Genomic DNA, 23,113 nt, shown 5'->3' with positions numbered 1-23,113 from the left:
TCCCCCAGCTTCATTCGCCTTCACGGCGCAGCGGCCGTGCCAACAAGGCGCGGATCGCCTCGTCGAGGTCCGCGCCGCGGTGCAGGATAGCATCGACGGCGGTGCAAATCGGCATTTCGATGCCGAGCTTTGCCGCGCGTTCGAGAACGGCCGGCGCCGTCGCCTCGCCCTCGACCACCTGCCGCCGCCCTTCCATGTAGTGCGCCAGCGTCGTGCCCCGGCCGAGCGCCGCGCCCAGCGCGCGGTTGCGCGACAACGGCCCGTGGCAGGTGAGGACGAGATCGCCCAGCCCGCTCAAGCCCGTCAGCGTCTCGAGATTGGCGCCCATGGCCAGGCCGAGCCGCGCCATCTCGGCGAAGCCGCGGGTGATGAGCGCGGCGGCGGCGTTGTGACCGAGGCCGCGGCCTTCGACGATGCCGGCCGCAATGGCCAGCACGTTCTTGACCGCGCCGCCCAGCGACACGCCGACGACATCGTCCGTCCAGTAGGGACGGAACATGCCCGCCGCGAGCGCGGCCGCGAGATCGCGCCCCCGTGCGGCGTCGCCCGTGGCGATGCTGACCGCGGTGGGAAGTCCCTGCACCGCCTCCTCCGCGAAGCTCGGCCCCGACAGCATCGCGACGGCCCGGCCCGGCAGCACTTCCGCCAGCACCTCGGGCATCAGCAGACCGGTCGCGGCCTCGATGCCCTTGGCGCAGATCACGACGGGCGCGGCTCCCGGCAGGTCGCGCGCCAGGGCCCGCACGGCCTGCGCGGGGCAGACGAGCAGGATCACGTCGCAGGCGGCCAGCTCGCCGAGGGTGGCCGCGGCCTCGATGCCGGCATCGAGCGATTGTCCCGGCAGGTAGATTTCGTTGCGACGGTCGTGCGCGATCGCGGCCGATACACTGCGATCGCGCGACCAGAGGGTCACCTTGCGACCGGCCCGGCGTGCGAGACAGGCCAGCGCCGTTCCCCAGGCGCCGCCGCCGACGACGCCGATATGGGCGATGTCGGTCACAGGCTGAGATTGAAGGCGATGGAGATGCGCTGGGCGGTGCCGCGATAGGGTCGCACCTGATGCAGCACCCACGACGGGAACATCACCAGCCGCCCGGCCCGCGGCGAGATCGTCTGGTTGGTGCCGACCGACAGGCCGCCCGGCAGGCTGAAGGCGAGATAGGGTGCATACATCGCCGGCGCCGGTCCGCGCGGATCCATGAACTCGAGTTCGCCGCCCAACGACGGATCGGCCGGGATGCCGCCATCGTCGACATAATAGACGCCCGACCAGTAGCTGCCGGGATGGGAATGGAATTCGTTGCCGTGACCGCCGCGGTTGATGTTGGCCCAGATGTTGGCCTTCCACGCGATGGTGACGGCATTGCCTTCACGATCGCTGGTGCTGCGGTTGGCGATGTTGCGCGCGATCGCCAGCAGCTTGATCGCCGGAACGCCCGCCCATTTGTCGAGGTCCCAGGTCGACTGCCAGCCGCCGAGCGTGCTGTGCGGCTCGTTCGGCTGCTCGGCTTCGCGCTTGGCCAGGACCGGGATCAGCGCGGCATTGAGCTGCGGACCGTCGGGAAGATCGGCGATCAGGATCGGCGTCGCGAAGGCGGCGACGGTTTCGAAGACGGGCGGGGCCTGGCTCATGGCGGCACTCTACATCCGATTGGCGGCGGCAGGATCGAGCGGCCAGCGCGGTCGCGGCCGGAAATCGAGCGTGTCGACCTGGCCGAGGCGCAGCCGCTCGGCGCCCGCCCAGGCGATCATGGCGCCATTGTCGGTGCAGAGCCTGACAGGCGGCGCGACCAGGGTCGCGCCGTGCGACGCCGCGATCTCCTCCAGTCGGCCGCGCAGATAGACATTGGCCGCGACGCCGCCCGCCACCACCAGCGTCGACGAGGGCGCGAGGGCCAGCGCGTTGGCGCAACGGTCAGCGAAGACATCGCCCACCGTGCGCTGGAAGGAGGCGCAGAGATCGGCGATGGCCTGCGGATCGTCGGCCGGCAGTTTCTCGACCGCCAGTCGCACGGCGGTCTTGAGGCCGGAGAAGGAGAAATCGCAACCCGGCTTGCGCCACATCGGCCGCGGCAGAGCAAAGCGGCGCGGATCGCCACCGACCGCCGCCCTCTCGACGGCAGGCCCGCCGGGAAAGCCGAGGCCCAGCAGCTTGGCGGTCTTGTCGAAACACTCGCCGGCCGCATCGTCGATGGTCGTGCCGAGCCGCGTGAAGTCGCCAGGGCCGCGCACTGTCAGCAGCTGGCAATGCCCGCCCGACACCAGCAGCAGCAGATAGGGAAACGCGACCGGCTCGGTCAGCCGCACCGACAAGGCATGGCCTTCGAGGTGATTGACCGCAATGAAGGGCTTTTCATGTGCGAAGGCCAGCGCCTTGGCGGTCATGACCCCCACCATCACGCCGCCGATCAGGCCAGGCCCGCCCGTCGCGGCAATGCCGTCGAGATCCGCCAGCCCGAGCCCTGCCTCGTCGAGCGCCTGCGCGACCAGCCCGTCGATCCGTTCGAGGTGCGCACGCGCGGCGATCTCGGGCACGACGCCGCCGAAGCGGCGATGCTCGGCGAGCTGGCTGTAGACGGTATTGGAAAGGATTCTGCCGACCGCCTGCGTTCCCGCCGGCGCCTCGATCACGGCGACAGCCGTCTCGTCGCAGCTCGTTTCGATGCCCATCACGCGCATGCGTGATTTCTAGAGGGCGGAAGGCCGCAGCGCCAGATGGCGTCTTGCCGTCGTTCTGGAAGCTGAGATTGAGGCGATGGAGATGCGCTCGGCCGTGCCGCCATAGGGACGGACCAGATGCAGCAACCATGACGGAAAGAGATTGATGTTGACCCACATGTTGGCGCGCCACGTCACGGCGAAATGACCGGAACGCTGGCCGGGATGGCATCGCTACGCGCCAATTCACGCGGTCTTGAATTTGCGGCAACGGCTTCGTCGCCGGTGGCGCGCGCAGGCAACCTAAGCTAGAGCAGCGGCCATGATGCCCCCCCTTCTTCGGCTCGGCACGCGCGGCAGTCCTCTCGCGCTCACCCAGACCGGCCTGGTGCGCGACGCCCTGGCCCGCTCCGTTCCGGCCCTCTCCGCTCCCGGTGCGATCGAGATCGTGCCGATCAGGACCACCGGCGACGTGATCCAGGATCGGCCGCTTTCGGAGGCGGGAGGAAAGGGCCTGTTCGTCAAGGAGATCGAGGAAGCGATGCTGGCCGGCCGCATCGATGCGGCCGTGCACAGCATGAAGGACATGCCGACCGCGCAGCCGCCGGGCCTCGCCGTCTCCGCTTTCCTGCCGCGCGAGGATGCACGCGACGTGCTGATCGCCGGCGACCTGGAACGCATCGACGCGCTCCCGCGCGGCGCCATCGTCGGGACCTCGGCGCTGCGCCGCAAGGCGTTGCTGCTGCATCGGCGGCCCGACCTGCAGATCGTCACTTTCCGCGGCAATGTCGAAACACGCCTCGCCAAACGCGCCGCCGGCACCGTTCACGCGACGATCCTGGCGCTCGCCGGGTTGAAGCGTCTGGGCAGGCCCGTGGGCACGCCCATTCCCGAAGCCGAGATGCTGCCCGCGGTCGGACAGGGCGCGGTGTGCATCGAGGCCCGCACCGACGATGCGCGCACCCGCGGCTGGCTCGCCGCTATCGACCATGAAGCCACCGCCGTCTGCGTGCGCGCCGAGCAGGCGATGCTGGTCGTGCTCGACGGCTCCTGCCGCACGCCGATCGCGGGTCACGCGATCCTGACGGACGGCGCGCTGCACCTGCGCGCCCTGATCGCCCGGCCCGATGGGTCGCAGGTGATCGAGACCGAACGCCGTGGCAGCGCTACCGATGCGGCCGCAATGGGCCGCGATGCCGGCGAGGAATTGAAGCGCCGCGGCGGGCCGGGCTTCTTCGCCGACTGAAGACCCGCCTCCCCATTCAGATGGGGAGGTGTCGGCGTAATCGCCGACGGAGGGGTCAAAGCGATGGCGCTGAGGCGCATGACCCCATCGCCCCTTATGACGGGGCACTTCCCCATTTGAAGGGGGAAGTGGCTTAATTCTTTCTGGCAGATGAAGGCATAGCCCGGGAACAGGTTCGACTTCTCGCGTTCGAGCTGTTCCCAGCGGGCGAGGTCGGACATCGTCCGTTCGGTGGGAAAGCGCGCGCGATAGAGTTCGAGCGGGCCGGCATGGGCCGCCGCGCTCTGCGACGCGCCGACGTTGAATTCGAAGCCGAGGAAACGCAGCCCGCTGCCTTCGAGGAAGGTACGCAGGCGCGAGACGGTGAAGCGATGCTCCTGCACGTGGAAGCAGAGGTCGCGCAGCAGGCTCGCGCTCCAGAAATCCTCCCAGGCGGTGAGCGGCCGCAGCCGCCGCCATTCGCCGCTCATCACCTTGCGGCGGAACTCGCGCAGACCGTCGAGAGTCGAAGGCAGGCGCGCCATCTCGATGTCACTTCGCGCCTTCACCACCAGCGCGCGCACTCTCGCCGTAGAGGCCGAGCCGCAGAAAGGTGCCGGGCCGCAGCACCGTGGAGACCGCCTGCAGACCCGCCCTCGGATCGGCCATGTGATACAGCACGCCGACGCACTCGGCATGGTCGAAGCTGCGACCAAGTTTCGGCAGGTCGAGAATGTCGCCGCGCAGGAAGTCGATGTTGTCGATGCCGTAGCGTGCCGCCATGCGCTGCCGTAGGCGAGGCTCGCGCTGGCGAGATCGACGCCGGTCACGCGCGCATTCGCATATGACGAGGCGACGGTCAGCGGATGCTGTCCCGTGCCGGCACCCGGCATCAGGACCTCGAGCGGACCTTCGCCGAACTCGACTTCGGTCGCATGCGGGAAATCGCGCATCAACGCCTCACGCACGTCGACCGGCGGCCGGCGGCCGGCGCGCGAGATGCGTCCAGCGCGGATAGGGATTGGTCTCGTACATCGCCTGCACCGACAGCGAGCCGGCATCGGCGATCGGCGCGATCTCGGGAATCGTGGCCTTCAGGCCCTGTTCCTCGACGACCTCGGCGCGCGGACCGGAGGGCGGCCGGAACATCGTCGCCGCCGGCTCGTCGACGATCGCCGGATCGTCGACGATCGCCGGATCGTCGGGCCAGATCTACTCGTTGAGCCATGCCTGCTCGGCAAGGGACGCGATCAGCTCGCTGACCTGTGGGCTCGGCTCGGCGGCGGCGACGGCCTTGCGCAACGCCAGCAGCTTGCGTTCGAGATCGGCGTCGCCGTTCACCGACTTGCGCAGGAACGCGTGCAGCAGGGGATCGTCGGCGAGACGCTGCAGGTCGTTGTCGGAAGGCCAGCCCACCACGAGCTGGTTGGCCGCGCCCCAGCCCACCGCATCCCAATTGGCACCGTCATCGGCATAGGCCTCCAGCAACAAGGTCCTGAGCTGTGCGTTGGGTTGCGCGGTGCGGGAGCGTTCGAGAATCGCATCGAGGCCCATGCGCGCCTGCGCATCGCGCGGCAACGCCGCAAGCGCCTGGCGATAGGCCGACATGGCTTCGTCGAAACGTCCGGCGGCGAACAGTTCGTCGCCGATCGTGGAATAACGATGGCGGGTCAACTTGGTCTTCGTTCGGTGGACACTCCCCTATAGCACGCCCTCGCGCGGCGCACGCTCGACCGCACCCGGTGCGTTCCCTAGACTTCGCCACATGGCTTTTGCCTCACGCTTGCTGCTGACATTGTGCGGCCTCACGTCCCTGCTCGCTGCCTGCGAGACGGCACCGGTATCCGGCCGTTCGCAGATGATGCTGGTGAGCGAAAGCGAAGAGCGGCAGATGGGCCTGCAGGCCTATCGCGAGGTTCTGAACAAGGAAACGCTGTCGCGCGACGCGCAGGTCAATGCGCTGGTCGAGAAGGTCGGCCGCCGCATCGCCGCTGCCGCTGAGCGGCCGCCGCAGGAACTGTGGCGTGCGCCGAACTTTCGCTGGGAATTCAAGACCGTCGACAAGAACGAGCCGAACGCCTTCTGCCTGCCCGGCGGCAAGATCGTGGTCTACACTGGCCTGCTGCCGATCACCCGGACCGAGGCCGGGATGGCCGTCGTGATCGCCCACGAGGTCGCCCATGCCCTGGCGCGCCATGGGGCGGAGCGCATGAGCGACCAGATGGTGGCGTCGGTCGGCACGACGGCCGCGGCGGTTGCGCTCTCGGCAACAGTCAGCGGCCGCAGCCGCACCTATTTGCCTGCCATGATGGCCGCGGTCGGCGCAGGCGCCACCGTGGGCTACATCCTGCCGATGTCGCGCGCACAGGAATCGGAAGCCGACCGGATCGGCCTCGTTCTGATGGCGCTGGCGGGCTACGATCCGCGCGAGGCCGTGGGCCTGTGGGAACGCATGCGCGCCGCCGGTTCCGGCAAGCGGCAGGCGGAGTGGCTTGGCACCCATCCCGCGGACACGACACGCATTGCCGACATCAGACGCTGGCTGCCCGAGGCCATGCAATATTACAGGCCCAAATGACCGACACGCTGGAATACGACGCGACCGGCCTGCTCTGCCCCTTGCCGGTGCTGCGCGCCAACCGCAAGCTGCGCGAGCTGGACGCGGGCGGCCTGCTCACGGTGCGCGCGACCGATCCCGCCGCCGAGGCCGATTTCCCGGCCTTCTGCCGGCAGACCGGCCACGAGCTGGTCTCGGCGACGCGCGAGGGCGAGGTGCTGGTATTCGTTATTCGGAAGCGCTAGACGGCGGAAACGCCAGACGGCCGTTCGACAGACAAGAGAGAGTTCATGCCGCAGACGACCTTCAAGACGATCGATTCCATGGACATGTCCGGCAAGCGCGTGCTGGTGCGCGTCGACCTGAACGTGCCGATGAAGAACGGCAAGGTGACCGATGCCACGCGCATCGAGCGCGCCGCGCCCACGATCAAGGAGCTGGCGGCCAAGGGCGCGAAGGTGATCGTGCTCAGCCATTTCGGCCGCCCCGACGGCAAGCGCGTACCCGAGATGACGCTGCGCCCGCTGATCGAGCCGCTGGAGAAGGCGCTCGGCAAGCCGGTGGGCTTCGCGGAGGATTGCATCGGCCCCATCGCCGAGGATTCGGTGCGCAACATGAAGGCCGGTGACGTGCTCCTCCTTGAGAACCTGCGGTTCCACAAGGGGGAGGAAAAAAACGAAGCGGGCTTCATCGACAAGCTCTCGCTGCTGGGCGACGTCTACGTGAACGACGCCTTCTCGACCGCCCATCGCGCCCATGCCTCGACCGAGGGACTCGCCAATCGCCTGCCGGCGGTCGCCGGTCGCCTGATGCAGGAAGAGCTCGAAGCGCTCGACAAGGCGCTTGGCAATCCGAAGCGCCCGGTGTGCGCCATCGTCGGCGGCGCCAAGGTCTCGACCAAGCTCGAGCTGCTCGGCCATCTGGTGGGCAAGGTCGACAGGCTGATCATCGGCGGCGGCATGGCCAACACGTTCCTCCACGCGCAGGGGTTCCCTGTCGGCAAGTCGCTTTGCGAGAAGGATCTGGCGTCCACCGCGCTCGAGATCGTGGAGAAGGCCAAAGCCGCCAGGTGCACGGTGCTTCTGCCCATCGATGTCATGGTCGCGGGCGAGTTCAAGGCCAATGCCCCTCACCTCGTCGTCGATGCCCATGCCTGCCCCGACGACCAGATGATCCTGGATGTCGGGCCCAAGTCGATCGCCCTCTACCAGAAGGAGCTGGCCGACTGCGCGACCGTGGTGTGGAACGGCCCGCTCGGCGCTTTCGAGATCAAGCCGTTCGATACCGGCACGGTCGCGCTGGCGCAGGAAGTGGCCCGGCTCACCACGGCCGGCAAGCTCCTGTCGGTGGCCGGCGGCGGCGACACGGTGGCGGCGCTGGCCGCGGCCGGCGTCGAGGAGAAGTTCTCCTACGTCTCGACCGCGGGCGGCGCCTTCCTCGAATGGATGGAAGGCAAGACCCTGCCCGGCGTCGCGGCGCTGATCCGGGCTGCGTAGGAGCGAGAAACATGAGTGCCCCGCCGACACCACCCGATCGTCCCCGCCTGCCGTGGGATCCGCCCGAGCATTTCGAGAAGCGGGTACCCGAGGGCGACAATCGCGAGCGGCTGATCTGCGGGCGCTGCGAGTTCATCCACTACCAGAATCCCAAGGTGGTCGCGGGCGCGGTCTGTACTTGGGAAGACAAAATTCTATTGGCCAGGCGCGCCATCGAACCGCGCAAGGGCTTCTGGACCCTGCCCGCCGGCTACATGGAACTGGGCGAGACGACCGAGCAGGCCGCCCAGCGTGAGGCCCTGGAAGAGGCCTGCGCCACCATCGAGATCGACCGGCTGCTGGCCATGTACAGCGTGGCGCGCATCGGCCAGGTGCAGATCATGTACCGCGCGAAGCTGGTCACGCCGGACATCGCCTGCGGCATCGAGAGCGAGGAAGTGGCGCTGGTCGACTGGGCCGATATCCCGTGGGACCAGCTCGCCTTTCCGACCGTCGTCTGGGCGCTCGCGCATTTCCACGAATCGCGCGACAAGGCCGACTTCTCGACCTACTCCAACCCGACCGGCGACCTCGCCCGCATGTGGCCGCCCAGGAAGCCCGCGGGCGTCTGACCTCTTTCCTCCCCATTCAAATGAGGAGGTGTCGCGTCATACGCGACGGAGGGGTCATGAGGTGATCGATCGTTCTTCGGCGCTCCCGGACATTGCAAGCAATGTCCTGCCGCTTCCTGGCCGAGCTCTGCTCGGCCTCAGCTGCCCCGCGCGAAGGGATTGTCGTCGCCGTCCCAATACTTCTTCAGCAGCGGAATCTGCAGGAAGGCGAAGACCAGCGTGAGCGGGAAGCTCAGGAACATCTTGCTGGCGATCCAGGTGTCGGTCGGGAAGTTCCGCCACATCACTTCGTTCACGATTGCGAGCACGAAGAAGAACATCGTCCAGCGCATCGTGAGCTGATACCAGCCCTCGTCGGTCAGCTTGAAGGCCGCGCCGAACAGCGGCTTCAGCAGCGGCTTCTTGAACAGCACGAGCCCGCCGCCCAGGATCACGGCGAACAGGCAGTTCACGATGGTCGGCTTCAGCTTGATGAAGGTGTCGTCCTGCAGCCAGATGGTGAGGCCGCCGAACACCAGCACGAAGAAGCCGCCGACCAGCGGCATGACCGGCCAGCGCTTCTCCAGCCAGCGATAGCAGGGCAGCGCGACCGCGGTGGCGACGATGAAGATGCCGGTGCCCCAGTAGATGCCCCAGCGGCCGTTGGCGACGAAGAACAGGATGAGCGGCGCAAGTTCCAGCGCCGTGGCGTAGAGTTTGCGCGCGCCGTTGTCGTCGCTCTTCTCGCTCATGCCGGCAATCCCATCAATCCGCGCGCGAAGGCACGGGCTTCGAACGGCCTGAGATCGTCGATGCCTTCGCCGACACCGATGGCCACGACCGGCAGCTTGAACTTCTCGGCGAGCGCCACCAGCACACCGCCCTTGGCGCTGCCGTCGAGCTTGGTCAGCACCAGCGCATCGACCGGCGACATGGCCTTGAACGTCTCCACCTGGGCGTGGGCGTTCTGGCCGGTGGTGGCATCGAGCACCAGCAGGCAGGAATGCGGCGCCTCGGGATCGAGCTTGCGGATCACGCGCACGATCTTGGCGAGCTCTTCCATCAGGTTGGTCTTGTTGTGCAGGCGGCCGGCGGTGTCGATCAGCAGCACGTCGGTCTTCTCGGCGCGCGCCCGCTCCAGCGCCTCGTAGGCGAGGCCTGCGGCATCGGCGCCGGTGGGCTTGGATACGACCGGCACGCCGGCGCGATCGCCCCACACCTTGAGCTGTTCGACGGCGGCGGCGCGGAACGTATCGCCTGCCGCCAGGATCACCGAACGGCCCTCGCCCTTGTAGAGCCCGGCCAGCTTGGCGATGGTCGTGGTCTTGCCGCTGCCGTTCACGCCGATCACCAGCACGACATGCGGCTTGCGCGCAGGATCGATGGACAGCGGCACGGCGACCGGCTGAAGGATCTCCGCGATGTCGTCGGCGAAGGCCGCGCGCACTTCCTCGTCGGTGACTTCCTTGCCGAAGCGCTCCTTGCCGAGCTTGGCCACGAGCCGGCTGGCCACGGTGACGCCGAGATCGGCCTGGATCAGTGCATCCTCGAGATCGTCGAGCGTCTGCTGGTCGAGCTTCTTCTTTGTGAAGAGACCGGTGATGCTTTCGGCGACCTTCTTGGTCGACTTCGACAGGCCCTCGCGCAGACGCGACAGCCAGCCCTTTTTCTCGACTTCGGGCTTCTCGACCTCGGGTTCCTTCTCGGCCACCGCTTCGACGGGAGCCGGCTCAGGTTCGGACTCGGCCGCGACGGCCGGCTCTACCGGTTCAGGCTTCTCGACTTCGGGCTCGGCCGGCCTGGGCGTCTCGACGGCCGGGGTGCCCCGGCGAAACCGCGCGAACCAGCCCTTCTTCTCGGGTTCCGTCTCGCTCACCGCGGCACCTCAGGAAAGCAGGGAGCGGTCGAGTTCGCCCCTGTAGGCGAGCGCGATGCCGCCGGTCATCGAAACATGATCGTCGCGCAGCCACTCGATGGTGAGGGTGCCGTGCTCGACCACGACATCGACCTTGCGGCCGGTGAGCCCGCGCCGTGCCGCGGCGACGCCGGCCGCGCAGGCGCCCGAACCGCAGGCGAGCGTCAGGCCCGCGCCGCGTTCCCAGACACTGAGCTTCACCCTGTTCTCGCCGATCACCTGGGCGACACCGACGTTCACACGCTCGGGAAAAAACGGATCGTGCTCCAGCTTCGGCCCCAGCTCCGTGATCGGGATCGCCGCCAGATCGTCGACGAAGAAGGTCGCATGCGGATTGCCGACATTGGTGCCGACCGGATCCTGCAGCGGGCCGATGCCGACCGGCAGGTGATTCGTGTCGCACGCCGTCGCGACCGGAATCTCGCGCCAGTCCATCCGCACCAGTCCCATGTCGACGGAGATCACGGGCAGGCCGTTGGCGCCGCGGCCGACCTTCTGCGATTCGAGCAGGCCAGCGATGGTCTGGATCGTCGCTTCCTCGGCCTTGAGTTCGTCCATCACCACCGAGGCGACGCAGCGCGTGGCGTTGCCGCAGGCCTGGGCCTCGGTGCCGTCGGGATTGTAGATGCGCATGAAGATGTCGGCCTCGCCTTCGGTCGGCGGCTCCAGCACGATGAGCTGGTCGCAGCCCACGCCCAGGCGGCGGTCGGCGATGGCGCGGCGGCGCGGCGGCGTGAGATCGAGCGCAGCGGTACGCGCATCGAGCACGACGAAGTCGTTGCCCAGCCCGTGCATCTTGAGAAAAGGCGTTCCGGCCATGCGGCGCTATATGGCGGTTCGGCCGGGCCAGCGCAACGAGCGCGCCCGCACCTGGCCCGCGTGCGGACCGCCGATTTCGCGCACGTCGAGCGTGGCGAGCCGCTTGGTGTAGATCGTGAGATGCAGGATGCCGAGCGCCTCGTAGGGCATGGCCGGCTCCACGAACAGGCCGCGGCCGGCGTCCCAGGCCGGCGTGGCATGATGGACCGGCCAGTTGCAGCGACTGGGCAGCGGTTCGCAGGCGAAGCCGCGGTCGTACACCAGGACGTTCAGCGCCACCTGGTCGGTCATGTCGGTGGACCGCCGCAGGGCTTCGCCCAGCAGTTCCGCCCAGCCCCGCCAGTGAGGCGCCCCGGCCGCGAGCGCGAAAACACCGGCATTGATCAGCGGATAGCGGATCAGCCGCTCGGCGGTTTCCCGGTCGAAGCAGGCCTCAAACGCCGCGCCGTTGATCGTCGAGAATTCCTTCCAGGCGTGCCGATAGTGGCGCATCGAGCGGTGAATCTCGGGTGCGACGGCCAGTGCGCCGGTGCGCGCGGCGCTCAGGAACAGATCGACCGCGTCGCCCTGCTGTACCCAGCAGTCGCCGTCGATCCAGAGATACAGGTCGAAGCCCGGAAAATAGCGCGGCAGGAAGGGCCGCGCCGTCAGCGCCTTGTAGCCGTCCTTCAGGTTCTCGCGGCCCGGGAAGTCGAAATCCCACTCGGGCACGACGAGCGTTGCACCTCGTTCGCGACACCACGCACGTTGTTCCCCGGTCAATCCGCAATCGAGCACCCCGAGCGCCAGCGCCCGACCCACGTCCGTCGCCTGAAGCGACTCGATGCAATCGCGCATCAGGCCGAAATAGGCGGCGTCGCCGCCGGTGATGGCAATGGCCCGTCCGGAATGAGCGTCTTCGGTCACGCCGCGAAGATGGCGCATCGACAGGCTTTGCGCCACAGTCCGCGCCACTGGAGAAATACGAGGAACGCATGGGCAAGCATGTCGACTACTACGTCTCGCTGAATTCGCCGTGGACCTATCTCGGGTCCGCGCGCTTCGACGCCATGGCGAAAAAGCACGGCGCGAGCGTCACGATCTGGCCGGTCGATTTCGGCTCGATCTTCGCCGTATCCGGCGGCCTGCCGCTGCCCAAGCGTTCGCCGCAACGCCAAGCCTATCGCATGATGGAGCTGAAGCGCTGGCGCGACCATCTCGGCGTCAACACAACGCTCGAGCCCAAGTTCTTTCCCGCCAACGAAGTGCCGGCTGCGAAATGCGTGATCGCGCTGCGCGAGCAGGGCCGCATGGCGGACGCCATAAAGGTCGCTCACGCCTTGCTGACCGGTCTATGGGCCGAGGAGAAGAACAGCGGCGATCCGGACACGCTGAAGGCGATCATCGACGGCTGTGGCCTCGACGGCGCGGCGGTGATGAAGGCGAGCGAGGCCGCGGGCATTGCCGAGAAGCGCGAAGCCTACACCAAGCATGCCATCGAGCAGGGTGTGTTCGGCGCGCCCTCGTTCGTCATCGACGGCGAGATCTTCTGGGGCCAGGACCGGCTCGACTTCGTCGAGCGCAAGCTCGCCTCCTGATCTCTCCGATCAGGAGCCGCCCAGGAACGCCGCGGCCGCCACGGCGATCGTGTTGTTGATCATGTGCGCCACGATCGTGGGGACCAGCGAGCCGGTACGCCAGCGCAGCCAGCCGAACCAGAAGCCCAGCGGCAGGACCAGAAGAATGTGCACGGGCTCTGCATGGGCGGCCGCGAAAGCCAGCGAGCTGATCACGAAGGCAACGAGGTTGTTCCACCGGCCGGCCAGCCAGCCGTAAAGCAGGCCGCGGAAGACGAGTTCTTCTGCAAGGGGGGCCAAAATGCCCAGGACGGCCAGGGTCTGGAGTGCCCGCACGCCCTGGATGCCCTCCGTGACTTGCCGCACCCCCTCGGGCTGCGGCCCGAGCTGGCTGACGACGAAGGACAGGACCGTGGTGCCCACCACCGCAAGGACGATCGGGCGCCAGCCCACGGGCCGCAAGCCGAGGGCGGCCGGCGCGTTCCGGCCGAGCGGCAGGACCGCGACCGCGATGCCCAGCAGGCCCGCCGCGAAGAAGATGGCCAGCATCGACAGGTTGGTCCGATCGGGCAAAAGCCAGAAAGCGGCCAGCCCGATCAGCGGCGCGGCGACCAGAAAGGCCAGCACAGACCAGCCCGGGAGGCGCCGGGAATCGTTGTTATTCAATGAGTTAGACGAGCCGTCCAAGCGTTTTGACTCCTGACGCGGCAAGCCTTATACCCCGCCGGCTCAATCGGTCGTGCCGATTTACATGGTTCCCCCTTCGGGGAGCTCCGCTGATCCGCGAAGGTTCGCGCATCGGCGCGATACGTCTTTGAGCGAACGGGAGCACGATGTTCGAGGGTCTTAGCAAGCGTCTGGGCGATGTTTTCGACAAGCTTCGGGGGCGCGGTGCGCTGTCCGAGGCCGATGTCGACGCGGCCCTGCGCGAGGTGCGGACCGCCCTGCTCGAGGCCGACGTCGCCCTGTCGGTCGTCCGCCAGTTCATCGACGAGGTCCGGCCGAAGGCGATCGGCGCCGACGTCATCCGCTCGGTCACGCCGGGCCAGATGGTCATCAAGATCGTCAACGACCACCTGGTCGAGATGCTGGGCGGCACCGTCGCCGATCTCGACCTCGGGGCCATCCCGCCCGTCGTCATCCTGATGGTCGGCCTGCAGGGCTCCGGCAAGACCACTTCCTCGGCCAAGATCGCCTATCGGCTGAGCCAGGGCCCGCAGGGCATGGCGGCCGAGATGTTCGGCGGCAGCTTCTCGACGCGGCGCAAGGTCATGATGGCCTCGCTCGACACGCGTCGTCCGGCCGCGCAGCACCAGCTCAAGGTTCTGGGCGAGCAGACCAACGTCCCGACCCTGCCGATCGTCCCGCTCGAAATGCCGCTCGCCATCACCCGGCGCGCGCTCGAGACGGCCAAGCGCGAAGGCTTCGACGTCCTCATCCTCGACACGGCGGGCCGCCTCTCCATCGACGAAGAGTTGATGAAGGAAGTGGCCGACATCAGCGACCTGGCCAAGCCGAAGGAGACGCTGCTCGTCGCCGACGCCATGACCGGCCAGGACGCCGTGAACGTGGCCAAGGCCTTCAACGACCGGCTGGCCGTCACCGGCATCGTGCTGACCCGCGTCGACGGCGACGCGCGCGGCGGTGCGGCGCTCTCGATGCGCGCCGTCACCGGCCGCCCGGTCAAGCTGATCGGCGTCGGCGAGAAGTTCGACGCGCTGGAGCCGTTCCATCCCGACCGTATCGCGTCCCGGATCCTCGGCATGGGCGACATCGTCTCGCTGGTCGAGCGCGCCGCCGAGACGATCGACAAGGAAGACGCCGAGAAGCTCGCCGCCAAGGTCCGCAAGGGCCAGTTCGACATGGACGACCTGCTCAACCAGCTGCGCCAGCTGCGCAAGATGGGCGGGCTGTCGGGCTTGATGGGCATGCTGCCGGGCGCGATGCAGGCCAAGGCCGCGATGTCCAAGGCCAAGATCGACGAGGGCCAGCTCAAGCGCCAGGAAGCCGTCATCCTCGCGATGACGCCGAAGGAACGCCGCAACCCCGACATGATCCACGCGTCGCGCAAGAAGCGCATCGCCAAGGGCTCGGGCGTGCAGGTGCAAGACGTCAACAAGCTGCTCAAGCAGCATGCCGACATGCTGAAAATGATGAAGCGGGTGAACAAGCTCGGCGAAAAGGGGTTCATGCGCAGCCTGGGCGGCGGCATGGGCATGCCGCCTGGCTTTCCGCGCTGAAGGTTGAACGAAGTTAGACAGATCGACGAATCGAGAGACTGAAGAGAGGACTTGAGAGAATGATCGCAATCCGCATGACCCGTCACGGCGCCAAGAAGCGTCCGTTCTTCCACATCGTCGTCGCCGACTCGCGCAGCCCGCGCGACGGCCGCTTCATCGAGAAGCTGGGCACCTACAATCCGCTGCTGCCGCGCGACCACGCGCAGCGCCTGACGCTCGACAAGGAGCGCATCGCCCACTGGCTGAAGGTCGGCGCGCAGCCGTCCGACCGCGTCGCGAAGTTCCTGTCGCAGGCCGAGCTGATGAAGCCGCGCGAGCGCCGCGAGCAGACCAAGAAGTCCGCCCCGCGCGCCAAGGCGCAGGAGCGCATGAAGGCCGAGGCCGCCGCGGCTGCCGCCGCCGAGCCCGCGACGGAGGCTGCGGCCACCTGATCGGGCGGTGGTTCCGATGAGCAAGGGTCGCATCCTGCTGGGCGTCGTTTCGGCACCCCATGGAGTCCGCGGCCTGGTGCGCATCCGGAGCTACACCGAGGATCCGATGGCGATCGCCTCCTACGGCGCGCTGTCGGACGAGAAAGGGACTAAGGAGTACCGGGTCGAGGCGCTGAGCTCCGTAAAGGGCGCGGTGCTTGCCCGGATCGAGGGTGTAGCCGATCGCACGGCGGCCGAGGCAGTACGGGGTTTGCGGCTCTATGTGGAGCGCGAGCGACTGCCGGAGACGGACGAGCGGGAGTGGTACGAGGCGGACCTGATCGGGCTCGCCGCGTTCGACCGGGAGGGCCGGGATTGGGGGAAGGTCATGGCCTTCCACGATTTCGGCGCCGGGCGGACGATGGAAGTGTCGGGAGGCAGCGCATCGAGGCATTCGGTGATGCTGCCCTTCACCGACGAGGCGGTGCCCGAGGTCGATGTCGAGGGCGGCAAGGTTACGGTCAATCCGCCGGCAGGTTTGCTGACGGGCGGGCCGGCGAAGGAGGCGGAGGAATAAAGGTGTGGCGCGCAACCGCGCTTACGCTTTTCCCGGAGATGTTTCCGGGCCCGTTGGGCGAGAGCCTGGCCGGCCGGGCGCTCAGGGAGGGCGTGTGGTCGCTGGAGGCCGTCGACATCAGGCGGTTCGCCAGGGATCGCCATGGCACGGTGGACGATGCACCCTTCGGGGGCGGCGCCGGCATGGTGATGAAACCGGACGTGCTGTCGGCAGCGATCGAGGCGGTCGCGATGCCGGGAGTGCCGAAGGTCCTGCTCTCGCCGCGTGGCGCGCCGTTCAGTCAGGCGCGCGGGCGGGAGCTGGCGGCGGGACCGGGCGTGTTGATGGTGTGCGGGCGGTTCGAGGGCGTCGACGAGCGCGTCATCGAGGCCCACGCGCTGGAGGAGATATCGGTCGGCGATTTCGTGCTTTCGGGCGGCGAGATCGCGGCCATTGCGATGATGGATTGTTGCGTGCGGCTGCTGCCCGGTGTGATGGGCGCGGCCGATTCGGCGAACGAGGAGAGTTTCGAGGACGGATTGTTGGAGTACCCGCACTACACCCGGCCCGCGACCTGGGCAGGCCCCGATGGAATCGAACGGCGCGTGCCGGAGGTTCTGGTCTCGGGGCACCACGGCAAGGTCGCCGACTGGCGGATGAAGCAGCGGGAAGAGATCACGCGGAGGCGACGGCCCGATCTTTGGGCCGCGCGCCGGACCGCGGCGGGAAACGATGAGAAGTGACGAAAGGATGGATGAGATGAACATTCTCGACGCGATCGGCCAGACGACGATCGACAAGGTGCAGGAAGAGCGGCCCGTTCCGTATTTCGAATCGGGCGACACGCTGAAGGTGCACGTGAAGGTGCAGGAAGGTAACCGCGAGCGCCTTCAGGTCTATGAAGGCCTGTGCATCGGCCGCAAGAATGCCGGCGTGAACTCGTCGTTCACGGTGCGCAAGATCAGCTTCGGCGAAGGCGTGGAGCGCGTGTTCCCGCTCTACAGCCCGAACATCTGGGAAATCGAGGTCGTCCGTAAGGGCGTCGTGCGCCGCGCCAAGCTCTACTACCTGCGCGATCTGCGCGGCAAGGCGAGCCGCATCGCCGAGGACACCGAGGCCCAGCGCGAGCTGATCGCCACGCAGGCCGAGGAGGCTCTCAAGCGTCCGCGCCGCGAGAAGCTCAAGAAGGAAAAGCCGAAGGAAGAGAAGAGCGTCCGCAACGCCAAGGGCGGCGGGAAGAAGTAGGCGCACCATGGCGTTCCGCAAGAAGTCGGCCACCCCGCCGGCGCCGCCGCCGCCTCCGCGGACCCTGTTCGAGAAGATCTGGGACAGCCACGTCGTCCATCGCCAGGACGACGGGACCTGTGTCATCTACATCGATCGTCACCTCGTTCACGAGGTGACCAGCCCGCAGGCCTTCGAGGGCCTGCGCATGGCGGGACGGCCGGTACGCCGTCCCGACGCCACCATTGCGGTCGCCGACCACAACACGCCGACGACGGACTTCAGCCAGGGCATCGAGGACGAGGAGTCGCGCGTCCAGGTCGAGACGCTCGAGAAGAACGTCGCCGACTTCCACGTGCCCTACTTCGACCTGAACGATCCGCGCCGCGGCATCGTGCACGTGATCGGCCCCGAGCAGGGCCTGACCCTGCCCGGCATGACGATCGTGTGCGGCGACAGCCACACCTCGACGCATGGCGCGTTCGGCGCGCTGGCCTTCGGCATCGGCACCTCGGAGGTCGAGCATGTGCTCGCCACGCAGACGCTGATCCAGAAGCCGGCCAAGAACATGCGCGTCGCGGTCGAGGGCAGCCTGCCGCTCGGCGTCACCGCCAAGGACGTCATTCTGGCCATCATCGGAAAGCTCGGCACGGCCGGCGGCACCGGCTACGTGATCGAGTATGCCGGCCGCGCCATCCGCGAGCTCACGATGGAAGGCCGCATGACGGTCTGCAACATGTCGATCGAGGCGGGCGCCCGCGCCGGCCTGATCGCGCCGGACGAGACGACCTTCAAGTATCTCCAGGGTCGTCCGTTCGCCCCGAAGGGCGGAGCGTGGGACCTGGCGCTGAGCCAGTGGCGTCGCCTGCCGTCGGACAAGGACGCTCACTTCGACGTGCAGCTCGACCTCAACGCCTCGGACATTCCGCCGATGGTGACCTGGGGAACGAGCCCGCAGGACGCGCTGCCGATCACCGACGTCGTTCCCGACCCGGCCAACGCGCCGGACGAGAACCGCCGCGAGGCCTGGACCCGGTCGCTGGCCTACATGGGCCTGACGCCGGGCACGCGCCTCGTCGACGTGCCGATCGACCGCGTGTTCATCGGCTCGTGCACCAACGGCCGCATCGAAGACCTGCGCGCCGCCGCCGAGATCGCGCGCGGCCGCAAGGTCGCCTCGAACGTGTCGGCGATGGTCGTGCCGGGCTCCGGCCTGGTGAAGGCCGAGGCCGAGCGTGAAGGTCTGGACAAGATCTTCATCGAGGCCGGCTTCGAATGGCGCCTGCAGGGCTGCTCGATGTGCCTGGCGATGAACGCCGACCGCATCGAGCCCGGCCAGCGCTGCGCCTCGACCTCGAACCGCAACTTCGAGGGCCGTCAGGGCCGTGGCGGCCGTACCCATCTGGTGAGCCCGGCCATGGCCGCGGCAGCCGCCATCCGGGGCACGCTCGCCGACGTTCGCGACTTCCAGTAATCGCCGTTTCACGGCGAACGAAAGACGGGCGGTGCCGCAAGGCACCGCCCGTTTCTGTTTGCAGTCGGCAACGCCCGTGGCCAATGTAGGCACGTCGTTTTCGCCGACCCTCGTGGGAGAGACACATGGCCAGCGTCCCGAACTCAGGTTCCGCCGCCCCACCCCCACCGCCCGTCTGGGACGCCCGGCCGGACGGCAACGCTCCAGTGGCCTATGGCGGCTTCTGGATCCGCGTCGTGGCCTACATCATCGACGCCATCCTCGTCAGTCTGGTGCTGGGCGTCGTGATGTCGGTATTCGGCGTCAAATACATGGATTTCGAGAATCCGGAGAATATCGACCCGACGGCAAACCTGCTGTCGATCCTCGTCTTCTGGCTCTATTTCGCCCTGATGGAGAGTTCCGAGCGGGGCGCCACGGTCGGCAAGATGGCCATGGGGCTTAGGGTCGTGACCGGCGACGGCAAGCGCCTCAGCTTCCTCAATGCCACGGGGCGATACTTCGCCAAGATCCTCTCCGCCCTGATCTTCTGCATCGGTTACATCATGGTCGGCTTCACCGAGCGCAAGCGTGGGCTGCACGACATGATCGCCAACACCCTGGTCATCAAGACCCGCTAGACGAGAATCGGCGGCTTGACCCCGGCCCGGAAAGCCCGTTTATTCCGGCCTTTCCGGGAGGTCTCATGGAAAAATTCACGACGCTGAGCGGCGTCGCTGCGCCGCTGCCCATGGTCAATGTCGACACCGACATGATCATTCCGAAGCAGTTCCTGAAGACCATCAAGCGCACGGGTCTCAAGGAAGGCCTGTTCTACGAGATGCGCTGGACGGCGGACGGCCAGAAGAAGGACTTCGTCCTCGACCAGCCGGCCTACCAGAACGCCAAGATCATCGTGGCGGGTCCCAATTTCGGCTGCGGCTCGAGCCGCGAGCACGCGCCCTGGGCGCTGCTCGACTTCGGCATCCGCTGCATCATCTCCGAGGACTTCGCCGACATCTTCTACAACAACTGCTTCAAGAACGGCATTTTGCCGATCAAGATGCCGAAGGAGATCATCGCCAAGCTGATGGACGATGCGAGCCGCGGCTCCAACGCCATCATCGAGGTTGATCTCGAGAAGCAGGAGATCAAGGGTCCAGACGGCGGCACCGTCCGCTTCGAAATCGATCCCTTCCGCAAGAAGTGCCTGATGGAAGGTCTCGACGATATCGGCCTGACGATGGAGAAGAAGTCGGACATCGACGACTTCGAGCGCCGCCAGAGCGAGTCGCAGCCCTGGCTGCACGGCGCGGCCTGAGGAACAAACCCCCGACCTCATCCTGAGGAGCGAGCGCAGCGAGCGTATCGAAGGATGGGCAACGGACACCGCGCCTGTTGCCCATCCTTCGAGACGCGCCGAAGGCGGCGCTCCTCAGGATGAGGTCATTCAAGCGGACCGAAGACCGTCCAAACCGATCCGAATTCCAAACCCAACGGAAGACCTGACCATCATGGCGTCCAATCGCAATCTGCTCGTGCTGCCCGGCGACGGCATCGGCCCCGAGGTGATGAACGAAGTCCGCAAGATCATTGCCTGGATGGGCAAGAAGCGCGCGGTCGGCTTCGACATCACCGAGGACCTGGTCGGTGGCGCCGCGCTCGACAAGCACGGCGTGCCGCTCAGCGACGACGCCATGAAGACCGCCCTCGAGGCCGATGCCGTGCTGTTCGGTTCGGTCGGCGGCCCGAAGTGGGACACCGCCGATTTCAGCAAGAAGCCCGAGCGCGGCCTGCTGCGCCTGCGCAAGGAGATGGACCTCTTCGCCAACCTGCGCCCGGCCAAGGTGTTCGACGCGCTGGTCGACGCCTCGTCGCTCAAGCCCGAGATCGTCAAGGGCCTCGACATCATGATCATCCGCGAACTGACCAGCGGCGTTTACTTCGGCGAGCCGCGCGGCCGCCATGTCAACGCCGCCGGCGAGGTCGAGGCCTTCGACACGCAGCGCTACACGGCGCCGGAAATCCGCCGCGTCTGCGCCGTCGCCTTCGAACTGGCCCGCAAGCGCAAGAACAAGGTCCTCTCCTCGGAGAAGGCCAACGTGATGCACACCGGCGTGCTGTGGCGCGAAGAGGCGACCAAGCTGCACAAGGAGAAGTACTCCGACGTGAAGCTTGAGCACATGTACGCCGACGCGCTCGCCATGCAGCTGCTGCGCGCGCCCAAGGAATTCGACGTGATCGTCACCGACAACCTGTTCGGCGACATCCTGTCGGACGAGGCGTCGATGCTGACGGGCTCGCTCGGCCTGCTCCCCTCGGCCTCGCTCGGCGCGCCCGACGCCACCGGCCGCCGCAAGGCGCTGTACGAGCCGATCCACGGCAGTGCGCCCGACATCGCGGGCAAGGGCCTGGCCAATCCGATCGCGCAGACGCTCAGCTACGCGATGATGCTTCGCTACTCGTTCGACCTCGGCAAGGACGCCGACATGGTCGAGACCGCCGTCGAGAACGTGCTGAAGGCGGGTTACCGCACCGGCGATCTTCTGGTCGGCAATACCGACGGCGTGAAGAAGGTCGGCACCCAGGAAATGGGCGACGCCATCGTCAAGGAACTGGACCGCCTGAGCTGATCGGCGTCTGAGCTGAGCGAAAGCCGGCTCAGCCTCGCAGGATCGACCCCAGCACGCCGCGCAGCACGGCGCCGCCCACACTGGCGCCGATGCTGGCGGCCTTGCCCTTGCCGAACACGGCCTTAGCCGCTTCCCGCGCGGCGATGGTGGCCATGCTGCGCCCCGCCGCCTTGGCGACCGTGATCCCCACTGAATCGCGCTGACGCCCAGCCGGCGCCTTCTTCGGCGCCGGCGTGGGCGCCTGCGGTTGGGGCTGCGCTGTCTTGAGACGCGGCTGGGGCCGCGGCTCGGGCGGAACCGGTTGCTCGACCTGGGGCGGCGGCCCGGCCGGGCGAGGCCCCCATGGGCCTGTCTTCGCCGGCACCGTCGGCGGTACCGATCCATACTGGCCGCGGCGGCGCGGGGCACCGTCCGGGGACGCCGATACCGGGGGTGAGGAAGCCGATGCAACGCGGCCGGTCAGCACTTCATAGGCCGACTGGCGATCGATCGCCCGGTCATACTTGCCACCGAGCGGGCTCGCCGCGATCACCGCGGCCCGCTCCTCCGCCGTCGCCGGACCGATGCGGCCCTGAGGCGGTGCGACGAGACAGCGCTCGACCGGGAAAGGCACGCCCTTGGCGTCGAGGAAGGACAGCAGCGCCTCGCCGACGCCGAGTTCGGTGATGACCTGCGCGGCATTGAACGCCTTGTTGGGACGGAACGTCTCGGCCGCCACCTTCACGGCCTTCTGGTCGCGCGGCGTGAACGCCCGCAGCGCGTGTTGCACCCGGTTGCCGAGCTGGCCCAGGACCGTCTCCGGCACATCGAGCGGGTTCTGGGTGATGAAGTAGATGCCGACGCCCTTCGAACGGATCAGGCGCACGACCTGCTCGATGCGCGACAGCAGCGCCTTGGGCGCGTCGTCGAACAGAAGGTGCGCCTCGTCGAAGAAGAAGACGAACTTCGGCTTGTCGAGATCGCCCACCTCGGGCAGCGCCTCGAAGAGTTCCGACAGCAGCCACAGCAGGAAGGTCGCATAGAGGCGCGGGCTCTGCATCAGCCGGTCTGCCGCCAGGATGTTGATCGTGCCGCGGCCCGCCGCATCGCAGCGAATCATGTCGGCGAGGTCGAGCGCCGGCTCGCCGAAGAACTTCTCGCCGCCCTGCTGGCTGAGCGTCAGGAGCTGGCGCTGGATGGTGCCGACCGACTGTTTGCTGACGTTGCCGTACTCGGTGGTGAGCGTGCCGGCATTCTCGGCAACCCATTGCAGCAGCGCCTGCAGGTCCTTGAAGTCGAGCAGCAGGAGGCCCTGCTGGTCCGCCAGCTTGAAGACGATGTTGAGCACGCCTTCCTGCGTCTCGTTGAGCTGCAGCAGCCGGGCCATCAGCACCGGCCCGACCTCGCTCACCGTCGTGCGGATGGGATGACCCTTCTCGCCGAACAGGTCCCAGAAGACCGTCGGGAAGGCGCGGCCGGCATAGCCGTCGATGCCGAGCTGTTTCGCACGCTCCAGCGCCCGCGGATTGTTTCCGCCGGGCTGGCTCACACCGGAAAGGTCGCCCTTCACGTCGGCCATGAAGACCGGGACACCATAGGCGGAGAAACCTTCGGCGATGGTCTGCAGAGTCACGGTCTTGCCGGTCCCCGTCGCGCCGGCGACCAGACCGTGGCGGTTGGCATACTTCAGCAGGAGATACTGGTCCGCCTCGCTGGCTCCCACGAAGATCGCGTCGTCGCTCATGCCGTCTCCCTTGCGCCTGGCCGGACTTTAGCCAAAGCAGCCGGTCCATAGTAGGGTA

Annotated in this window: 27 protein-coding genes; 15 read left to right on the top strand and 12 right to left on the bottom strand. The window is 67.5% G+C overall.

Annotated features, from left to right (window positions below; translation table 11 throughout):
- Positions 1-10: 10 nt before the first annotated feature.
- From KQ910_RS07740 to tsaD, 3 genes are read right to left on the bottom strand one after another with little or no spacing between them, the layout of a single operon-like run.
- Positions 11-1,000, bottom strand: a complete 990-nt coding sequence (locus KQ910_RS07740; RefSeq protein WP_216957993.1) for an NAD(P)H-dependent glycerol-3-phosphate dehydrogenase — start codon at positions 998-1,000, stop codon at positions 11-13.
- A complete protein-coding gene (locus KQ910_RS07735) occupies positions 997-1,632 on the bottom strand; it encodes a TIGR02466 family protein (protein ID WP_216957991.1) in 636 nt (211 codons plus the stop codon). The genes KQ910_RS07740 and KQ910_RS07735 overlap by 4 nt, the downstream gene beginning before the upstream one ends.
- Positions 1,633-1,641: 9 nt before the next feature.
- Complete coding sequence (gene tsaD / locus KQ910_RS07730) at positions 1,642-2,679, bottom strand: tRNA (adenosine(37)-N6)-threonylcarbamoyltransferase complex transferase subunit TsaD (protein ID WP_216957989.1); 1,038 nt, start codon at positions 2,677-2,679, stop codon at positions 1,642-1,644.
- Between the two features lie 301 nt (positions 2,680-2,980).
- Here tsaD and hemC point away from each other — a divergent pair, with 301 nt between their 5' ends.
- Positions 2,981-3,904: a hydroxymethylbilane synthase gene (gene hemC / locus KQ910_RS07725; protein WP_216957987.1), complete on the top strand. Its 924-nt coding sequence runs from the start codon at positions 2,981-2,983 to the stop codon at positions 3,902-3,904.
- Between the two features lie 531 nt (positions 3,905-4,435).
- Here the strand turns inward: hemC and KQ910_RS07720 are convergent.
- The 3 genes from KQ910_RS07720 to KQ910_RS07710 form a co-directional block, all read right to left on the bottom strand.
- Complete coding sequence (locus KQ910_RS07720) at positions 4,436-4,666, bottom strand: class I SAM-dependent methyltransferase (RefSeq protein WP_216957985.1); 231 nt, start codon at positions 4,664-4,666, stop codon at positions 4,436-4,438.
- Positions 4,667-4,843: 177 nt separating this feature from the next.
- The gene (locus tag KQ910_RS07715; RefSeq protein ID WP_216957983.1) at positions 4,844-5,032 is read right to left on the bottom strand and encodes a hypothetical protein; all 189 of its coding nucleotides are present in this window, start codon (positions 5,030-5,032) and stop codon (positions 4,844-4,846) included.
- Positions 5,033-5,095: 63 nt separating this feature from the next.
- Complete coding sequence (locus tag KQ910_RS07710) at positions 5,096-5,557, bottom strand: tetratricopeptide repeat protein (protein ID WP_216957981.1); 462 nt, start codon at positions 5,555-5,557, stop codon at positions 5,096-5,098.
- 91 nt (positions 5,558-5,648) lie between these two features.
- On the opposite strand from KQ910_RS07710, the gene KQ910_RS07705 reads away from it, so the two are divergent.
- Genes KQ910_RS07705 through KQ910_RS07690 form a run of 4 tightly spaced genes read left to right on the top strand, consistent with a single transcriptional unit; the run spans position 5,649 to position 8,547 of the window.
- Positions 5,649-6,461 carry a M48 family metallopeptidase gene (locus KQ910_RS07705; RefSeq protein WP_216957980.1) on the top strand — a complete coding sequence of 271 codons (813 nt, stop codon included), beginning with the start codon at positions 5,649-5,651 and terminating at the stop codon, positions 6,459-6,461.
- On the top strand, positions 6,458-6,685 hold the full coding sequence (locus KQ910_RS07700) for a sulfurtransferase TusA family protein (RefSeq protein WP_216957978.1): 228 nt from the start codon (positions 6,458-6,460) through the stop codon (positions 6,683-6,685). Before KQ910_RS07705 ends, KQ910_RS07700 begins: the two co-directional genes overlap by 4 nt.
- Positions 6,686-6,730: 45 nt before the next feature.
- A complete protein-coding gene (locus KQ910_RS07695) occupies positions 6,731-7,936 on the top strand; it encodes a phosphoglycerate kinase (RefSeq protein ID WP_216957975.1) in 1,206 nt (401 codons plus the stop codon).
- Between the two features lie 11 nt (positions 7,937-7,947).
- The gene (locus KQ910_RS07690; protein WP_216957973.1) at positions 7,948-8,547 is read left to right on the top strand and encodes an NUDIX hydrolase; all 600 of its coding nucleotides are present in this window, start codon (positions 7,948-7,950) and stop codon (positions 8,545-8,547) included.
- 137 nt (positions 8,548-8,684) lie between these two features.
- On the opposite strand, the gene KQ910_RS07685 is transcribed toward KQ910_RS07690, so the two are convergent.
- From KQ910_RS07685 to KQ910_RS07670, 4 genes are read right to left on the bottom strand one after another with little or no spacing between them, the layout of a single operon-like run.
- Complete coding sequence (locus KQ910_RS07685) at positions 8,685-9,278, bottom strand: septation protein A (RefSeq protein ID WP_216957971.1); 594 nt, start codon at positions 9,276-9,278, stop codon at positions 8,685-8,687.
- The gene (ftsY, locus tag KQ910_RS07680) at positions 9,275-10,402 is read right to left on the bottom strand and encodes a signal recognition particle-docking protein FtsY (RefSeq protein ID WP_216957969.1); all 1,128 of its coding nucleotides are present in this window, start codon (positions 10,400-10,402) and stop codon (positions 9,275-9,277) included. The genes KQ910_RS07685 and ftsY overlap by 4 nt, the downstream gene beginning before the upstream one ends.
- Positions 10,403-10,411: 9 nt before the next feature.
- A complete protein-coding gene (gene dapF, locus KQ910_RS07675) occupies positions 10,412-11,260 on the bottom strand; it encodes a diaminopimelate epimerase (RefSeq protein ID WP_216957967.1) in 849 nt (282 codons plus the stop codon).
- Positions 11,261-11,266: 6 nt separating this feature from the next.
- Positions 11,267-12,184, bottom strand: coding sequence for a hypothetical protein (locus tag KQ910_RS07670; protein ID WP_216957965.1), 918 nt, complete (start codon positions 12,182-12,184; stop codon positions 11,267-11,269).
- 50 nt (positions 12,185-12,234) lie between these two features.
- Here KQ910_RS07670 and KQ910_RS07665 point away from each other — a divergent pair, with 50 nt between their 5' ends.
- The gene (locus KQ910_RS07665; protein ID WP_216957964.1) at positions 12,235-12,837 is read left to right on the top strand and encodes a 2-hydroxychromene-2-carboxylate isomerase; all 603 of its coding nucleotides are present in this window, start codon (positions 12,235-12,237) and stop codon (positions 12,835-12,837) included.
- A 9-nt stretch (positions 12,838-12,846) separates the two neighbouring features.
- Here KQ910_RS07665 and KQ910_RS07660 read toward each other — a convergent pair whose 3' ends face one another.
- Positions 12,847-13,443: a CPBP family intramembrane glutamic endopeptidase gene (locus KQ910_RS07660; protein WP_216957961.1), complete on the bottom strand. Its 597-nt coding sequence runs from the start codon at positions 13,441-13,443 to the stop codon at positions 12,847-12,849.
- Positions 13,444-13,649: 206 nt separating this feature from the next.
- Here KQ910_RS07660 and ffh point away from each other — a divergent pair, with 206 nt between their 5' ends.
- From ffh to leuB, 9 genes are all read left to right on the top strand, one after another.
- Positions 13,650-15,056 (top strand): signal recognition particle protein, encoded by a 1,407-nt coding sequence (gene ffh / locus KQ910_RS07655; protein ID WP_216957959.1) that lies wholly within the window; start codon positions 13,650-13,652, stop codon positions 15,054-15,056.
- A 59-nt stretch (positions 15,057-15,115) separates the two neighbouring features.
- Complete coding sequence (rpsP, locus tag KQ910_RS07650) at positions 15,116-15,487, top strand: 30S ribosomal protein S16 (protein WP_068198414.1); 372 nt, start codon at positions 15,116-15,118, stop codon at positions 15,485-15,487.
- Positions 15,488-15,503: 16 nt separating this feature from the next.
- Positions 15,504-16,043, top strand: a complete 540-nt coding sequence (gene rimM, locus KQ910_RS07645) for a ribosome maturation factor RimM (protein ID WP_216957957.1) — start codon at positions 15,504-15,506, stop codon at positions 16,041-16,043.
- 2 nt (positions 16,044-16,045) lie between these two features.
- Positions 16,046-16,765 carry a tRNA (guanosine(37)-N1)-methyltransferase TrmD gene (trmD, locus tag KQ910_RS07640; RefSeq protein WP_216957955.1) on the top strand — a complete coding sequence of 240 codons (720 nt, stop codon included), beginning with the start codon at positions 16,046-16,048 and terminating at the stop codon, positions 16,763-16,765.
- A 16-nt stretch (positions 16,766-16,781) separates the two neighbouring features.
- On the top strand, positions 16,782-17,267 hold the full coding sequence (rplS, locus tag KQ910_RS07635) for a 50S ribosomal protein L19 (RefSeq protein ID WP_216957953.1): 486 nt from the start codon (positions 16,782-16,784) through the stop codon (positions 17,265-17,267).
- Positions 17,268-17,274: 7 nt separating this feature from the next.
- Positions 17,275-18,720, top strand: coding sequence for a 3-isopropylmalate dehydratase large subunit (gene leuC, locus KQ910_RS07630; RefSeq protein WP_216957951.1), 1,446 nt, complete (start codon positions 17,275-17,277; stop codon positions 18,718-18,720).
- Between the two features lie 125 nt (positions 18,721-18,845).
- Positions 18,846-19,340: an RDD family protein gene (locus KQ910_RS07625; RefSeq protein WP_216957949.1), complete on the top strand. Its 495-nt coding sequence runs from the start codon at positions 18,846-18,848 to the stop codon at positions 19,338-19,340.
- A 65-nt stretch (positions 19,341-19,405) separates the two neighbouring features.
- The gene (gene leuD, locus KQ910_RS07620; protein ID WP_216957947.1) at positions 19,406-20,020 is read left to right on the top strand and encodes a 3-isopropylmalate dehydratase small subunit; all 615 of its coding nucleotides are present in this window, start codon (positions 19,406-19,408) and stop codon (positions 20,018-20,020) included.
- A gap of 193 nt (positions 20,021-20,213) precedes the next feature.
- Positions 20,214-21,332, top strand: coding sequence for a 3-isopropylmalate dehydrogenase (leuB, locus tag KQ910_RS07615; RefSeq protein ID WP_216957945.1), 1,119 nt, complete (start codon positions 20,214-20,216; stop codon positions 21,330-21,332).
- Positions 21,333-21,360: 28 nt separating this feature from the next.
- Here the strand turns inward: leuB and KQ910_RS07610 are convergent, their stop codons facing one another.
- On the bottom strand, positions 21,361-23,055 hold the full coding sequence (locus tag KQ910_RS07610; RefSeq protein ID WP_216957943.1) for a helicase HerA-like domain-containing protein: 1,695 nt from the start codon (positions 23,053-23,055) through the stop codon (positions 21,361-21,363).
- Between the last annotated feature and the right edge of the window lie 58 nt (positions 23,056-23,113).

The organism is Reyranella humidisoli, assembly GCF_019039055.1.
Taxonomy (GTDB): domain Bacteria; phylum Pseudomonadota; class Alphaproteobacteria; order Reyranellales; family Reyranellaceae; genus Reyranella; species Reyranella humidisoli.
This window is presented reverse-complemented; position numbering and strand designations above follow the sequence as displayed.

What these genes read in the sequence shown, in the direction of transcription:
- KQ910_RS07735 (WP_216957991.1), bottom strand. Translation starts at nt 1,632, where the DNA reads ATGAGCCAGGCCCCGCCCGTCTTCGAAACCGTCGCCGCCTTCGCGACG.
- tsaD (WP_216957989.1), bottom strand. Translation starts at nt 2,679, where the DNA reads ATGCGCGTGATGGGCATCGAAACGAGCTGCGACGAGACGGCTGTCGCC.
- hemC (WP_216957987.1), top strand. Translation starts at nt 2,981, where the DNA reads ATGATGCCCCCCCTTCTTCGGCTCGGCACGCGCGGCAGTCCTCTCGCG.
- KQ910_RS07720 (WP_216957985.1), bottom strand. Translation starts at nt 4,666, where the DNA reads ATGGCGGCACGCTACGGCATCGACAACATCGACTTCCTGCGCGGCGAC.
- KQ910_RS07715 (WP_216957983.1), bottom strand. Translation starts at nt 5,032, where the DNA reads ATGTTCCGGCCGCCCTCCGGTCCGCGCGCCGAGGTCGTCGAGGAACAG.
- KQ910_RS07705 (WP_216957980.1), top strand. Translation starts at nt 5,649, where the DNA reads ATGGCTTTTGCCTCACGCTTGCTGCTGACATTGTGCGGCCTCACGTCC.
- KQ910_RS07700 (WP_216957978.1), top strand. Translation starts at nt 6,458, where the DNA reads ATGACCGACACGCTGGAATACGACGCGACCGGCCTGCTCTGCCCCTTG.
- KQ910_RS07695 (WP_216957975.1), top strand. Translation starts at nt 6,731, where the DNA reads ATGCCGCAGACGACCTTCAAGACGATCGATTCCATGGACATGTCCGGC.
- KQ910_RS07690 (WP_216957973.1), top strand. Translation starts at nt 7,948, where the DNA reads ATGAGTGCCCCGCCGACACCACCCGATCGTCCCCGCCTGCCGTGGGAT.
- KQ910_RS07685 (WP_216957971.1), bottom strand. Translation starts at nt 9,278, where the DNA reads ATGAGCGAGAAGAGCGACGACAACGGCGCGCGCAAACTCTACGCCACG.
- dapF (WP_216957967.1), bottom strand. Translation starts at nt 11,260, where the DNA reads ATGGCCGGAACGCCTTTTCTCAAGATGCACGGGCTGGGCAACGACTTC.
- KQ910_RS07670 (WP_216957965.1), bottom strand. Translation starts at nt 12,184, where the DNA reads ATGCGCCATCTTCGCGGCGTGACCGAAGACGCTCATTCCGGACGGGCC.
- KQ910_RS07665 (WP_216957964.1), top strand. Translation starts at nt 12,235, where the DNA reads ATGGGCAAGCATGTCGACTACTACGTCTCGCTGAATTCGCCGTGGACC.
- ffh (WP_216957959.1), top strand. Translation starts at nt 13,650, where the DNA reads ATGTTCGAGGGTCTTAGCAAGCGTCTGGGCGATGTTTTCGACAAGCTT.
- rpsP (WP_068198414.1), top strand. Translation starts at nt 15,116, where the DNA reads ATGATCGCAATCCGCATGACCCGTCACGGCGCCAAGAAGCGTCCGTTC.
- rimM (WP_216957957.1), top strand. Translation starts at nt 15,504, where the DNA reads ATGAGCAAGGGTCGCATCCTGCTGGGCGTCGTTTCGGCACCCCATGGA.
- rplS (WP_216957953.1), top strand. Translation starts at nt 16,782, where the DNA reads ATGAACATTCTCGACGCGATCGGCCAGACGACGATCGACAAGGTGCAG.
- leuC (WP_216957951.1), top strand. Translation starts at nt 17,275, where the DNA reads ATGGCGTTCCGCAAGAAGTCGGCCACCCCGCCGGCGCCGCCGCCGCCT.
- KQ910_RS07625 (WP_216957949.1), top strand. Translation starts at nt 18,846, where the DNA reads ATGGCCAGCGTCCCGAACTCAGGTTCCGCCGCCCCACCCCCACCGCCC.
- leuD (WP_216957947.1), top strand. Translation starts at nt 19,406, where the DNA reads ATGGAAAAATTCACGACGCTGAGCGGCGTCGCTGCGCCGCTGCCCATG.
- leuB (WP_216957945.1), top strand. Translation starts at nt 20,214, where the DNA reads ATGGCGTCCAATCGCAATCTGCTCGTGCTGCCCGGCGACGGCATCGGC.
- KQ910_RS07610 (WP_216957943.1), bottom strand. Translation starts at nt 23,055, where the DNA reads ATGAGCGACGACGCGATCTTCGTGGGAGCCAGCGAGGCGGACCAGTAT.